This is a genomic window from Synechococcus sp. J7-Johnson (genome assembly GCF_024345795.1).
Taxonomy (GTDB): domain Bacteria; phylum Cyanobacteriota; class Cyanobacteriia; order PCC-6307; family Cyanobiaceae; genus Regnicoccus_A.
The window spans coordinates 129,864-142,435 of record NZ_JAGQBU010000003.1; the positions used below are offsets into that span (position 1 = coordinate 129,864).

At 60.4% G+C, this 12,572-nt stretch carries 13 protein-coding genes; 9 read left to right on the top strand and 4 right to left on the bottom strand.

Annotation, left to right across the window (positions count from 1 at the left end; all coding sequences use genetic code 11):
* Nucleotides 1-14: 14 nt before the first annotated feature.
* The 5 genes from hemE to KBY93_RS02975 all read left to right on the top strand — a co-directional run bounded on the left by hemE (nt 15) and on the right by KBY93_RS02975 (nt 3,416).
* Nucleotides 15-1,073 (top strand): uroporphyrinogen decarboxylase, encoded by a 1,059-nt coding sequence (gene hemE / locus KBY93_RS02955; protein WP_255092745.1) that lies wholly within the window; start codon nt 15-17, stop codon nt 1,071-1,073.
* Nucleotides 1,070-2,092, top strand: coding sequence for an NAD(P)-dependent oxidoreductase (locus KBY93_RS02960; protein WP_255092746.1), 1,023 nt, complete (start codon nt 1,070-1,072; stop codon nt 2,090-2,092). The genes hemE and KBY93_RS02960 overlap by 4 nt, the downstream gene beginning before the upstream one ends.
* 82 nt (nt 2,093-2,174) lie before the next feature.
* Entirely contained in the window at nt 2,175-2,522 is a 348-nt protein-coding gene (gene petE / locus KBY93_RS02965; RefSeq protein WP_399222442.1) for a plastocyanin, read from the top strand.
* Between the two features lie 111 nt (nt 2,523-2,633).
* Nucleotides 2,634-2,975 carry a c-type cytochrome gene (locus tag KBY93_RS02970; protein ID WP_255092748.1) on the top strand — a complete coding sequence of 114 codons (342 nt, stop codon included), beginning with the start codon at nt 2,634-2,636 and terminating at the stop codon, nt 2,973-2,975.
* Between the two features lie 144 nt (nt 2,976-3,119).
* Nucleotides 3,120-3,416 (top strand): hypothetical protein, encoded by a 297-nt coding sequence (locus tag KBY93_RS02975; RefSeq protein WP_255092749.1) that lies wholly within the window; start codon nt 3,120-3,122, stop codon nt 3,414-3,416.
* On the opposite strand, the gene KBY93_RS02980 is transcribed toward KBY93_RS02975, so the two are convergent.
* Nucleotides 3,377-3,583, bottom strand: coding sequence for a hypothetical protein (locus tag KBY93_RS02980; RefSeq protein ID WP_255092750.1), 207 nt, complete (start codon nt 3,581-3,583; stop codon nt 3,377-3,379). The two genes, KBY93_RS02975 and KBY93_RS02980, sit on opposite strands and share 40 nt — an antisense overlap.
* Before the next feature lie 93 nt (nt 3,584-3,676).
* On the opposite strand from KBY93_RS02980, the gene KBY93_RS02985 reads away from it, so the two are divergent.
* Nucleotides 3,677-3,934: a hypothetical protein gene (locus KBY93_RS02985; protein WP_255092751.1), complete on the top strand. Its 258-nt coding sequence runs from the start codon at nt 3,677-3,679 to the stop codon at nt 3,932-3,934.
* Nucleotides 3,935-3,987: 53 nt separating this feature from the next.
* On the opposite strand, the gene KBY93_RS02990 is transcribed toward KBY93_RS02985, so the two are convergent.
* A complete protein-coding gene (locus KBY93_RS02990; RefSeq protein WP_255092752.1) occupies nt 3,988-4,461 on the bottom strand; it encodes a hypothetical protein in 474 nt (157 codons plus the stop codon).
* A gap of 161 nt (nt 4,462-4,622) precedes the next feature.
* Between KBY93_RS02990 and clpB the strand changes: the two genes are divergently transcribed.
* Complete coding sequence (gene clpB, locus KBY93_RS02995) at nt 4,623-7,250, top strand: ATP-dependent chaperone ClpB (RefSeq protein ID WP_255092753.1); 2,628 nt, start codon at nt 4,623-4,625, stop codon at nt 7,248-7,250.
* A gap of 86 nt (nt 7,251-7,336) precedes the next feature.
* On the opposite strand, the gene KBY93_RS03000 is transcribed toward clpB, so the two are convergent.
* Nucleotides 7,337-7,789: a hypothetical protein gene (locus tag KBY93_RS03000; protein WP_255092754.1), complete on the bottom strand. Its 453-nt coding sequence runs from the start codon at nt 7,787-7,789 to the stop codon at nt 7,337-7,339.
* Between the two features lie 861 nt (nt 7,790-8,650).
* On the opposite strand from KBY93_RS03000, the gene KBY93_RS03005 reads away from it, so the two are divergent.
* On the top strand, nt 8,651-10,039 hold the full coding sequence (locus tag KBY93_RS03005; RefSeq protein WP_255092755.1) for a hypothetical protein: 1,389 nt from the start codon (nt 8,651-8,653) through the stop codon (nt 10,037-10,039).
* Here the strand turns inward: KBY93_RS03005 and KBY93_RS03010 are convergent.
* Nucleotides 9,996-11,234: a glycosyltransferase gene (locus KBY93_RS03010; protein ID WP_255092756.1), complete on the bottom strand. Its 1,239-nt coding sequence runs from the start codon at nt 11,232-11,234 to the stop codon at nt 9,996-9,998. The genes KBY93_RS03005 and KBY93_RS03010 overlap by 44 nt on opposite strands.
* A 176-nt stretch (nt 11,235-11,410) precedes the next feature.
* Between KBY93_RS03010 and KBY93_RS03015 the strand changes: the two genes are divergently transcribed.
* Complete coding sequence (locus KBY93_RS03015) at nt 11,411-12,445, top strand: hypothetical protein (RefSeq protein WP_255092758.1); 1,035 nt, start codon at nt 11,411-11,413, stop codon at nt 12,443-12,445.
* The last annotated feature ends 127 nt before the right edge of the window (nt 12,446-12,572 follow it).

Genomic DNA, 12,572 nt, shown 5'->3' on the forward strand with positions numbered 1-12,572 from the left:
CATTCCCTTCTCCCATGGCCGACTCGCTCCCCCTGCTGCTGCGCGCCGCCCGAGGTGAGCAGGTGGAGCGTCCACCGGTCTGGATGATGCGCCAGGCCGGGCGCTACATGAAGGTCTACCGCGACTTGCGCGACCGACATCCCGGCTTCCGGGAACGCTCGGAGCAGCCCGATCTCTCCTATGAGATTTCGATGCAGCCGTATCGGGCCTTTCAACCCGACGGGGTGATTCTCTTCTCCGACATCCTCACGCCCCTGCCGGGAATGGGGATTGATTTCGACATCATCGAGAGCAAGGGACCGATCATCGATCCGCCGATCCGCAGCCTGGCCCAGGTGGAGGCGCTGCGGCCCCTGGATGCGGCGGCTTCGCTTCCGTTCGTTGGCGAGGTGCTGGGCCGGCTGCGCCAGAGCGTGGGCAACGAGGCGGCGGTGCTGGGCTTCGTGGGGGCCCCATGGACCCTGGCCGCCTATGCGGTGGAGGGCAAGAGCAGCAAGAACTACGCCGTGATCAAGGCGATGGCGTTCCAGGAGCCGGCGCTGCTGCATCGCCTGCTGGCTCATCTGGCCGATTCGATCGCCGCCTACGTGAGCTATCAGATCGAGAGCGGTGCCCAGGTGGTGCAGTTGTTCGATTCCTGGGCCGGTCAGCTCAGCCCGATCGACTACGACGTGTTCGCCGCTCCGTATCAGAAACGGGTGGTGGATCAGGTGAAAGCGAAGCACCCCGACACCCCCCTGATTCTCTACATCTCCGGCAGCGCCGGTGTGCTGGAGCGGATGGCCAGAACCGGCGTCGATTTCATCTCCCTCGACTGGACCGTGGACATGGCCGACGGCTGCGCCCGCTTGCCGGAGCACTTGGGAGTGCAGGGCAATGTGGATCCCGGTCTGCTCTTCGGCACCCCGCAGGCGATCCGCGAGCGCATCGTCGACACCGTGCTTAAGGCCCGCGGCCGCCGCCACATCCTCAACCTCGGCCATGGGATCCTGCCGGGCACGCCCGAGGAGAACGCCCGGGTGTTCTTCGAGGCCGGCAAGTCGGTGAACGAGCTGCTGGGAGCAGCTGTTTGAGCGGCGTTCCGAGCGGTAACGGTCGTCCGGCCCGCATCCTGATCACCGGAGCGAGCGGCTGCGTCGGTCAGGCCATCGCTGAGCAGCTGCTGGCCAGCTCCGATGCCGAGCTGCTGCTCTGGCTGCGGGATCCCGCCAAGCTCACGGCCGTGCCCAGGCAGCATCCGCGCATCACCCTGCTGGTTGGCGATCTGCGTGATCAGGCGCCCCACGCCGCAGAGATCGCCTCGGCCACCCGGGTGATCCACACCGCCACCGCCTGGGGCGATCCGGAGCGGGCCCAGCAGGTGAACGTGGTGGCCGTGAAGGAGCTGCTGAGCCGGCTCGATCCCGAGCGGCTGGAGCAGATCATCTATTTCTCCACCGCCAGCATTCTCGACCGGCAGCTGCAGCTGCTGCCGGAAGCGGCCGCCTACGGCACCGAGTACATCCAGACCAAGGCCCTATGCCTGCAGCAACTGGAGAGCCATCCCCTGGCCGAGCGGATCGTGGCGGTCTTCCCCACGCTGGTGTTCGGCGGCTCGGTGGGTCCTGGCGATTCCCACCCCACCAGCTATCTCACGGCGGGCCTGAAGGAGGCGGTGCGCTGGCTGTGGCTGGCGAAGTGGCTGCGGGCCGAGGCCAGCTTCCACTTCATCCATGCGGCCGACATCGCCCTGGTCTGCGCCCATCTGGCGCTGAACCCGCACCAGCCCAATCCAGAGCCGAATCAGGGACCGCTGCGCCGGCTGGTGCTGGGGCAGCCTGCGGTCACGGTCGATGACACCGTGAGCCGCCTCTGCCGCTGGCGCCGCAGCTGGCGGCCGCCGCTGGGGCTGGCGCTGAACGGCTGGTGGATTGAAGCCCTGATCCGCGTGCTGCCGATCGAGGTGAACGCCTGGGATCGCTTCAGCATCCGCCAGCGCCACTTCGTCCACGAGCCGGTGAGCCCGCCGGAGCGCTTCGAGCTGGTGAGCCATGCCCCCTCCCTGGAGGCGGTGTTCGAGCTGGCGGGGCTGCCCAACCGCGGGGCTATCTGAAGACGTCTTAAAGTGTCATCAGTGTTAGGAAAACCTGATGGTCCAAGCTCTGCAGGCCTGCGCGGCGCGTCTGATTCAGGCCATGGCAGCTTCTGCCCTGCTCGGGGCGCTGCTGGTGCTGGTGAGCTTCAGTTCGGTCCTGCCGGCAGAGGCCGCCACCGTTGAGGTGAAGCTCGGCACCGACGGCGGCATGCTGGCTTTCGAGCCCAGCGTGATCACGATCAGCAAGGGGGACACGATCCACTTCGTGAACAACAAGCTGGCCCCCCACAACGCCGTCTTCGATGGCCACGAGGAACTCAGCCACATCGACCTGGCCTTTGCGCCGGGTGAAAGCTGGGATGAAACCTTTGATCAGGCCGGCAGCTACGACTACTGGTGCGAGCCCCACCGCGGTGCCGGCATGGTGGGCAAGGTGATCGTGGAGTGAGGTCCCTGGGGCTCAGTGACGAGATTGTTTCATCCACTCCCCCAGCCGGCGCTCTGCCGACTCTGGGACTCTATTTTTGACGGGTTGCCCGCTCCATTGCTCGCCTCCCTGATGCGTCGCCTGCTTTCATTCTTCGCCGTCTGCCTGGCCCTGTTGCTGGGAGCCGCTCCCAGCTTTGCCGCCGACGCCGCCCATGGCGGGCAGATCTTCTCCGCCAACTGCGCCGCCTGCCACATGGGCGGCGGCAATGTGGTGAACGCCGAGCGCACGCTCAAGGCCGAGGCGCTCGAGGCCTATCTGGCCAACTACAGCAGTGACCACGAATCGGCCATCGCCTATCAGGTCACCAACGGCAAGAACGCCATGCCTGCCTTCGGAGGCAAGCTCAGCGAAACTGATATCGCCGATGTGGCCTCCTACATCGAGGAAATGGCCGCCAAGGGCTGGGCCTGATCAAGGGTCGTTGATCCAGAGCGTTCTGCTCCATCTTTGATTTCCATCCACCACCCCTGCCAAGGGGTGGTTTTTTTGTGCTTTGTGTTCGCCCGCTGGTCAATCCCGCTGGGCAAGGCGAGGCTGGGTTCGACCGACGCAACCGTGGTTATGTCGATGGAGCAGCTGCGGCGGCTGGTGGCCGACGCCGAGCGGCAACCGAGGCTGAGGGCCCTGCTGCGGCTGGGAGATCAGGAGCGGCCCTGGCAGCGGCTGATCGAGCGCGCCAGAACCTTGGGCTACCCGATCGAGTGGGCCGACCTGGAGCAGGCGAGTGCGGCGGAGGCTGCCTCCAGGTTCCTGGAGCAATCCAGGATCGCCCCCGTGGCCGATCTGCTGGGCTCGGTGACCGGGCGGAGGGCTCAGCTGAGCGAGCGTCGCCTGGAGAGCACCTCGAGGTAGAGGTCTTCGGGCACGTCGCGGATGTCATATTCGCTGGGCAGCACGCCGTGGGCATGGCGGTGCACCACCAGCCAGCAATTGCGCTCCGGATCCTTGCTGGTGCCCTCGAAGTCGCGGGATTCCTGCGCCAGACGCAGCACCAGGGCCTCCCTCTCCTCGTTGCTCATCCCTATTCTTGGCCCGTGGCCTGACGTGGCGACATCATGGCAACTGCATGGCAACTGCACGGATGGGGGGCTTGCCTGGCAGTGCTGCCCCTCATGCTCGGCGCTCCCGTTTCCGCCCAGCACCAGCCCCTGGCGGTACCGCCCCTTTCCACCACGCCATGGCTGCCTGGTGCCACCTGCCCGCTATTGGTGCCGCTGAAGGACTCGGTTCTGCAGCCGCTGCGGATCGAGCCGCGGCAGGTGCCGCGCAAGAACGCCGGCGGCTGTCTTTCGGCGGCGGATGCGCTGTATGGCGCTGACGGTTGCCCGCTCAGGCCCTGCCCGCGGGCGCTGCCGAACCTGGACCTGTAATTCTGATCCGGGTCAGCTGCTGATTCAGTTGCTGATCCGCTTGCGCCCCGGTGTCAGCGGCAGCCGAACACCGAAATCGTGTAACTGAAGCCGGTGGCGTTGGCGTTGTAGCCCGTACCCACCTTCACATTCACCTGGCTGACAAGTTTGCCGGCCGGAGGGTAGAAGGGGCCGAACTGGCGAAACAGGCCCGGAGGTGCATCCAGGGTTTCATTAACCACCTGCAGGTTGGTGCCGTCGCTGAACTTGAGGTAGGCCTGGATGGGATAGGGCCCACGCTCCGTGGAGGTGGATTTGAAATTCACCTTGTAGCTGGAGTAGGCGCGGTTCACCGTGAAATCGGTGTTGAAGTTGGTGCGGCCGAAGGGAAATACCAGGGGGCCGTTCAACTGGATCGACTTGCTGACGCTGGTGCCTCCCCCCACGGCCGGCAGGTAGGTGCAACTGGCGGCTGCAGCGCCGGGGGCCAGGCATGCGCCGAGCAGGGAGAGGGCCGCCAGCGCGGCAAGGGGCCTGGGCCTGGTCATCGGCATCGTCATCGGGCAGGAGCGGAGCATTCGAGTGAAGTTAAGGACAGGCCCGGCCCGCGCCGTTCGGTTGATTCGCCAATTGTTTCGGCCTGCCCATCCTGTGCTGGCCGTCCTTCTGTTCATAGCGTCAAGAGAACTGATCAGAGAGGAGAACAGGTATGCATCCCACCGCCGAAGCATTCACGGAGAAGGCCTGGGGCGCCATCGTGGCCGCCCAGCAGCTGGCCCAGCAGCGCAAGCAGCAGCAACTGGAGAGCGAGCACTTGTTCGCCAGCCTGCTCAGCCCGCCCGGACTGGCCAGCCGCATTCTCGAGAAGGCCGGCGTTGATGTGTCGGCACTGAGCCAGGCGGTGGAGGCTTTCCTCTCACGCCAGCCGAGCCTGGGCGCGGCGCCCGAGAACGTGTTTCTGGGCAAGGGGCTCAACAGCGTGCTCGATCAGGCCGAGCAGCTCAAGGCCAGCTACGGCGACAGCTTCATTTCGATCGAGCACCTGCTGCTGGCCCTGGCGATCGACGACCGCTGCGGCAAGCAGCTGCTCTCCCAGGCGGGCACCAACGCTGACAAACTCAAAGATGCCGTGAAGGCCGTGCGTGGCAACCAGAGCGTGACTGACCAGAACCCCGAAGGCACCTACGAATCCCTGGAGAAGTACGGCCGCGATCTCACCCAGGCCGCCAAGGACGGCAAGCTCGATCCGGTGATCGGCCGCGATGAGGAGATCCGCCGCACGATTCAGATCCTCTCGCGCCGCACCAAGAACAACCCGGTGCTGATCGGTGAACCCGGTGTGGGCAAGACCGCGATCGTTGAGGGCCTGGCCCAGCGGATCGTGAATGGGGATGTGCCCCAGGCCCTGCAGAACCGTCAGCTGATCGCACTTGATATGGGCGCCCTGATCGCTGGGGCGAAGTATCGCGGTGAATTCGAGGAGCGGCTCAAGGCCGTACTCAAGGAGGTGACCGAAAGCGAAGGCCAGATCGTGCTGTTCATCGACGAAATCCACACCGTTGTGGGGGCTGGCGCCGCCGGCGGCTCGATGGATGCCAGCAACCTGCTCAAGCCGATGCTGGCCCGCGGCGAACTGCGCTGCATCGGTGCCACCACCCTCGATGAGCACCGCCAGCACATCGAGAAGGATCCGGCCCTGGAGCGTCGCTTCCAGCAGGTGTTCGTGGATCAGCCCACGGTGGAAGACACGATCTCGATCCTGCGCGGCCTCAAGGAGCGCTACGAGGTGCACCACGGCGTGCGCATCGCCGACAACGCCTTGGTGGCAGCGGCGGTGCTCTCCAGCCGCTACATCGCTGATCGCTTCCTGCCGGATAAGGCGATCGACCTGATGGATGAATCAGCCGCGCGGCTGAAGATGGTGATCACCTCCAAGCCGGAGGCGATCGATGAACTCGATCGCCGCATCCTGCAGCTGGAGATGGAGAAACTCTCGCTGGGGCGTGAATCCGATACCGCCAGCCGCGACCGGCTGGAGCGACTGGAGAAGGAGCTGGCTGATCTGAGTGAGCAGCAGAGCACCCTCAATGCCCAGTGGCAGCAGGAGAAGGGGGCGATCGATGAGCTCAGCGCCATCAAGGAGGAAATCGAGCAGGTGCAGCTGCAGGTGGAGCAGGCCAAGCGCCAGTACGACCTCAACAAGGCCGCCGAACTGGAATACGGCACCCTGGCGGAGCTGAACAAGAAGCTGGCGGCCAAGGAGGCCGAGCTCAACGCGGGTGATGGCGAGAAAACGCTGCTGCGCGAGGAGGTGACTGAAGACGACATCGCCGAGGTGATCGCCAAGTGGACCGGCATCCCCGTGAGCCGGCTGGTGCAGAGCGAGATGGAGAAACTGCTGCATCTCGAGGATGAACTGCATACTCGCGTGATCGGTCAGGAGCAGGCGGTGACCGCCGTGGCTGATGCGATCCAGCGTTCCCGCGCCGGGCTGAGCGATCCCAACCGGCCGATCGCCAGCTTCCTGTTCCTTGGCCCCACGGGTGTGGGCAAGACGGAGCTATCCAAGGCCCTGGCCGCCCAGCTGTTCGACAGCGACGACGCCATGGTGCGCATCGACATGAGTGAATACATGGAGAAGCACGCCGTGAGCCGCCTGATCGGAGCGCCTCCGGGCTATGTGGGCTACGAGGAGGGCGGCCAGCTGACTGAAGCGGTGCGGCGCCGGCCCTATGCGGTGATCCTGTTCGACGAGGTGGAGAAGGCCCACCCCGATGTGTTCAACGTGATGCTGCAGATCCTCGATGACGGCCGCGTCACCGACGGGCAGGGCCGCACGGTGGATTTCACCAATACGGTGCTGATCCTCACCAGCAACATTGGCAGTGCCTCGATCCTCGATCTGGCCGGTGATCCAGCCCGCCACGGCGAGATGGAGCGGCGCGTGAACGACGCCCTGCGCGGCCACTTCCGGCCTGAGTTCCTCAACCGGCTGGATGAATCGATCATCTTCCACTCGCTGAGGCAGGAGGAACTGCGCCAGATCGTGGAGCTGCAGGTGCAGCGGCTGCGCCTGCGCCTGGAGGATCGCAAGCTGGGCCTGGAGCTCAACGGCGAAGCACTCGACTGGCTGGCCGCCGTGGGTTACGACCCGGTCTATGGCGCCCGGCCCCTGAAGCGGGCGATCCAGCGCCAGCTGGAAACCCCGATCGCCAAGGCGATCCTGGCCGGCACCTTCCCCGAAGGCAGCACGATCGCGGTGGACGTGGAGGCTGCTGCGGAGCCACCGCGGCTGCGCTTTCAATTGGCGAAGAGCCGGGAGTTGGTGGTGGCGTGAGGTAGCTCAAAAACATTAAAAAAATCCCTGTTGCCTGGTCAGGCAGCAGGGATTAGGGGATTAATGATCAAATCTCGCCATAAGAATTAGCCGTTGCTGTTGGGGAAGAGCATAGTTGGATCAAGTGGATTACCGGTCTCAGGGTTAAGTCCACCAATGACGAGAGTGTCGTCAACAGTAGAGGAAACAACCTCCTGTCCAACAATTGAGGTGTCACTGCCTACAAGATCCGTGAATCCAATAGGATTAGCTTCGGATTGGCCAAAAACAACTGCATCAATTGATGGAGCATCCTGAACAGACCCATCAAACTCAACAAGTGAGATTGACTCAGATGTTGCTAAAGTACCCGAATCTACGACAATATTAGTGTCAACACTTGGGGTAGTTATAGGAGTACCAAATTCTCCTTGAGTAAGGTCTCTTGCCCAAAAATTTATAATGGGGGTAGTGTTGTGAGGGCCTGGCAAGGGGCCAAAAGCATTCTCATATTCAGTGATGAGTTCAAAATTGCCACCGCCAAGTTGACCTGTAGACATGATTTAAGAATGATTGGTGAGTTTTGATTCAGAAAAATCCTAATCGAATTTGACGAGAAGGACAATAGTGCTATCTAGCAAATGCTAGAAAGCAAGAGAAGATTGGCAGAAACAATGGATGATCCTGATTGACATGGGACAGTTTGTGATTTGGATTGCTTGCATTAACGACTGGACAACATCATTTCAGAAATCCAGAAGGTGTGTCTGTATCCTTTGCGACAGCCTAGGCTTTCTGATGGTGATTATGAATACAGTCGTACAGTTGTGAGCAAATTGCTGTTGCTAAGCAAATCAAACTAAAAAGTGAGTCTAGCACGAGTCGGCTCTTATGATTAGTTGAAAAGAGAGATTTGTTTGGATATGATGACACTTGCTCATTGGAGGTAGCTTGACGCTGATTCAAAATGTGTCTCAGCCGACTCTGGCTCAAGCTCAGAGCTCTTGTGACACTTTGAATCAGCTCTAATTCACCCTGCCCCCTGAATCGGTGCAGATTCCGTTCACAGCAACGGATTCCGAGAAACGGCAGTCAGGGCCGTGACACGACCTGGGCGCTGGGGCGAAAGACGTGCCGGATCACATCAAGGCGAACTGGCCCGGTTGCAGCTGGATCGTCGAGTTGATCACAACCGTTACCCGCAAAGGGAAGCAGGTCACGCAGACCCACACCTTTGCTACAAGCTTCATACCGCCCCAAGCTCGTGGCTAAGACAGGTGCTCCAGCGCTGGACTATTGAGAATGAGTGGCATTTAGTCTGCGACAATCAGCTGGGCGAGGACGCCCGTCGCTCCGCCAACCGGGTCGGTGTACCGCTCAGTTCATGCCGGCGCCCGGATTTCGCTCACGACATCCACCGGATGCTGGCGTTGGGGGTTAGTCTTGGTGATAAATCTTTAGCAACTGAATTGCCTGATCAGACCGAACAACTTGCTCTATCTATTAGGGAAGCCCTTGTTTGTGAGCAGCGCCATGATTGGATAGGTGCTGCTGCGGGCTATGCAAAGGCGAGCCAGTTGGATCCCCAAGATGCTCGGCTTGTTACCAATTTAGCCCATGCGTTATGGCTCGCGGATCTACCCCATCCGGCAGAGAAATGTTATCGACGAGCTATCAAGATGGATTCCTGCTCAGGCACGGCCTGGTGTGGACTGGCTAATACATTGCGGGATCTGAACCGCTTCGAGGAGGCGGCTGAGGCTTACGCACAGGCTACCGGCAGTGAAGCAGCCTGGTGCCTCAGCCAGGTGATGCTGGGGATGGAGCACTATTCAGAAGGTTTTAGGCTGGCAGAGAACAGGAAAAGCCTAAACTTTTTTAATTTCTATTGGCCTCAGCCTTTCTGGGACCAGAGACGCTTCCATACGCTTGACCCTCGCGAGGACCTCTGGGTGTGGAGTGAGCAGGGTTTTGGTGACACCTTTCAGTACTTGCGTTGGATTCCGCTGCTGATCGAGACTCGCCACCAGCAGGCCATCGCCCTGGGCGCTCCATACCCCGCTGAACTGTATCTTGTTGTGGAGTCTAACCTGGTTTCACTTTTTCGTGAAGGGCTGGCTTGGATGTCAAGACCGCCGCATGTGCTTTGCAAGAGCAAGCCAGCTGGACCCGTACCAAAGAATCACGGGCCGATGATGAGCCTCCCGCACTTTTTGGGAATGGTTCCGGATCCCCATGACTCAGGCCCAATCCTGCGCTCGCCCCTCTGGAATCCTGGTGGACCATCCCTTTTCTCTTGCGACTTGGACGATAAGAGCCACCGAGTTGGGATTGTCTGGGCATCAGGACGGTACCTCGATAAGCCCTATTCTCACAGAGAGTATCTCAAACGTAGTCTTCCCCCGGGTGAGCTTTGGGGACTGATCGAAGGATTGCAGAGTGGTGGAGCTCAGCTTGTTTCGTTGCAGTATGGTGAAGATACTGAATTGGCGTCTCTGTTAGGCTTTTCTTTAGCCAAGCCATTGCTGGACCTTGGAACTTTTTCTGCTGTTGCTCGCGTACTAGCTCAGCTTGATCTGATTATCACTGTTGATACCGCCATGGCTCACCTTGCGGGGTCGATGGGCATGCCTGGGTGGATTCTCTTGCCCTGGAGTGCCGATTCCCGTTGGCTTCGCGATCGATCCGATAGCCCTTGGTACCCGAGCCTTCGTTTGTTTCGTCAACCTCGTACAGGCGATTGGCATGAAGTGATCGACCAGGTGCTCATGGCCTACGGCGAGCTTTTTTCAGCAGCACCAGGCTGTTAATCCACTGTTGAAATGATTGCATTCCCTGGTCATGCCTGAATCGCTCCAGTACGGTCTGGCGCGCCGCGACTCCTAACCTTTGATGCTCCTGAGGGTTCCGCAATACCTCACTGATACGCTCTGCTATTCTTGCCGGATTATTCAGCGAGACTAATAGGCCATTCTCTCCGTCGCGGATCACCTCGCGAACCGGCTCTGTGTTGGAGGCTACGACAACCGCACCACAGGCCATCGCCTCAATCAGGCTCCAAGAGAGAATATAAGGATAGGAAAGATAGGCATGAACAGTGCTGACCTGCAGTAGTGCTACGAGTTGTTCATGTTTGATCACTCCCATTATGTGCAGACGATTCCAGTCAAGATGCTCACCAAGTTCCTCTCGCATGGCGGCCGTGTAGCCCCCAGGATTCAGGCATGGAGGGCTGTAACTCGTTCCGTCCCCTCCCACGATCACGACCTGGAGCCGCGGATGGTTGCGAAAAAGGTATGGTAGAGCCCGCATGAATCGACAGTAGCCTCGCAGAGGCTCAAGGCTTCGACTTACGAATGTAAGAACCATGTCATCGCAGTTGAGTATCAGTCCGTCGTTCAGCCTGATCCGGCGCTCTGAATCCGGCCGGCTGTAACGACTATTCACTCCTTCGTGGATCACCTGGATCCGGCTTCGCCATGCGGAAGGAAACGTGCTCCGCTGGTATAAGGTGGGTGTAAAGGCGGCATCCGAATCGGCAAGGGCTGCCAGCGCCATCAGGTTGTTTCTCCTAAGAAACCGCAACTGCGTCTGGGTTACAGGAGGCGCATCTGGATCATCAATATCAAGCAGTTCCGCCTGTCCGTAAAGCTCCGGGTAGGCGATCAGAACGGCTTCTGGCCAGATGTCTCGCAAGTAGAGGCCTTCTCCCCAGGCGCTGTGGAACACCACCACTTCAGGATTCAGCCCGGAGGCTTTGAGTGCCTCGGCCCGCTCTGCAACCCGTGCCGCCCGGATCAGATTGCACTCCAGTACTGGATCGCAAACACTGTCCGAAAGTTGTAGGGGGTCAGGTCCCTCGTACAGATGGACTTCGCACCCATCCACAACTGAGTGGCTGCCAGTCGTGCCAATGGCATGTACGCAGTGGCCCTCAGCCAGCAAGCCGCTCGCATGAGATGCAAACTGAGCCGGGAACCCTTGATGGATGAACAGGACCTGCATCCTCTGCGGCAGTCTTGGCGACAAGGAGATCTTCCTGGATATCGGTAAAGTAACGTTCAGCCCTTCAGATCCGCCAAACTCCACCAATGCCGTTTCTCCGCCGTCTGCTCGGTCTGCCCATCCCCGCTTCAACCGCTGGGAGATCGACCTCAGAACCTCTTCCCGAGCCGTCCTCGGTGAATCGCCTTGTCAGCAGTAATCCCGAACATGACGCTTCGTTGCCGATTGAGCCGCTAGCATGGTCTGTTCGCCGGCTGCAAGACATCTTCAGTAAGTTAAATAATTCACCTAACCAGCAGGCCTTGGAAGATGCCCAAGCGGCTCGTCTCTGTTTCACCAGATTCTGGCTCACTGCTCCGGTTGATTGCCTGGAAACATTCTATAGCGGTCCGATCGGTGAGGCTTATCGACTGATGCTGGGCGGTGTGCTTCCGGCGCTTGCGTTGAACGAGAAGGAGAAGTGTTGGAAAACCGGTCTATCCCAGCGGTTGACCAAGGCCATCGGCAGCAATGAAACCACCAACCTGCTGTTGGCCGTGATGCCGTACTACGACCTCAACACCATGCGGGTGGCAGATCCCTTACGCCAGGTTCCCGAATGGTTGCAAGTCGATTACGCGGAACGTTGTGATCCGCAGTTGTTAGTGGTGTTGCGCAGCCGCCAGGGTCAGCGATCGAAGGCAGTCAAGCCGTCCAGCCAGCCAGCCCTTCTGGCAGCATCTGCAGCTTCCACAGTGGCTCGCAACCTTCCGCTTTTGTCGGAGCGCCGCGGCAATGAGGCGATGGCACTGATCCAGGACAACGAATTCCTGGGGCGCATGAGCGGATTGATTAATCTGTATGCCATTGATCCCAGTGATGCTGAGCTCAAGGCTGAGCTGAATGTGCTCCGCCGACAGGTGGGCCAGATCTGGCTGGATGTGGAAACATCCCAACTGGAGAGCCTCTATCGCACACCATTTGGTCAGCTCACCCAGAACCTCATCGGGTCAGGGTTCAGCCGCGAACCTCTCGGCGCTGAGGAGGAAGCTGCCAAACGGCAGCTTGGGCTGTTGGTCGGCGAAATGAGCCATCCTCAAGCCTTGAATGCCCTCATCGCGGCCCTGCTTTATTACTCCCCCCTGAAGGTGAACCTAGGTGGCAGTGAACGGTCACTGCCCTCTTGGCTAGTGCAGGAGCTGCACCAATTGCGCCTGCGGATGTCCAATTGAGCCTCAATGGTGAAACTCCCTCCAAAGCAGCCAATAGGCGAGATAGGCTACAGGTGGTGGCAGGAGCATTGGAAGTACCGCCAGAAGCCCTATGGACGCGGATCCCCAGAGCAGCAAATACAGGCAC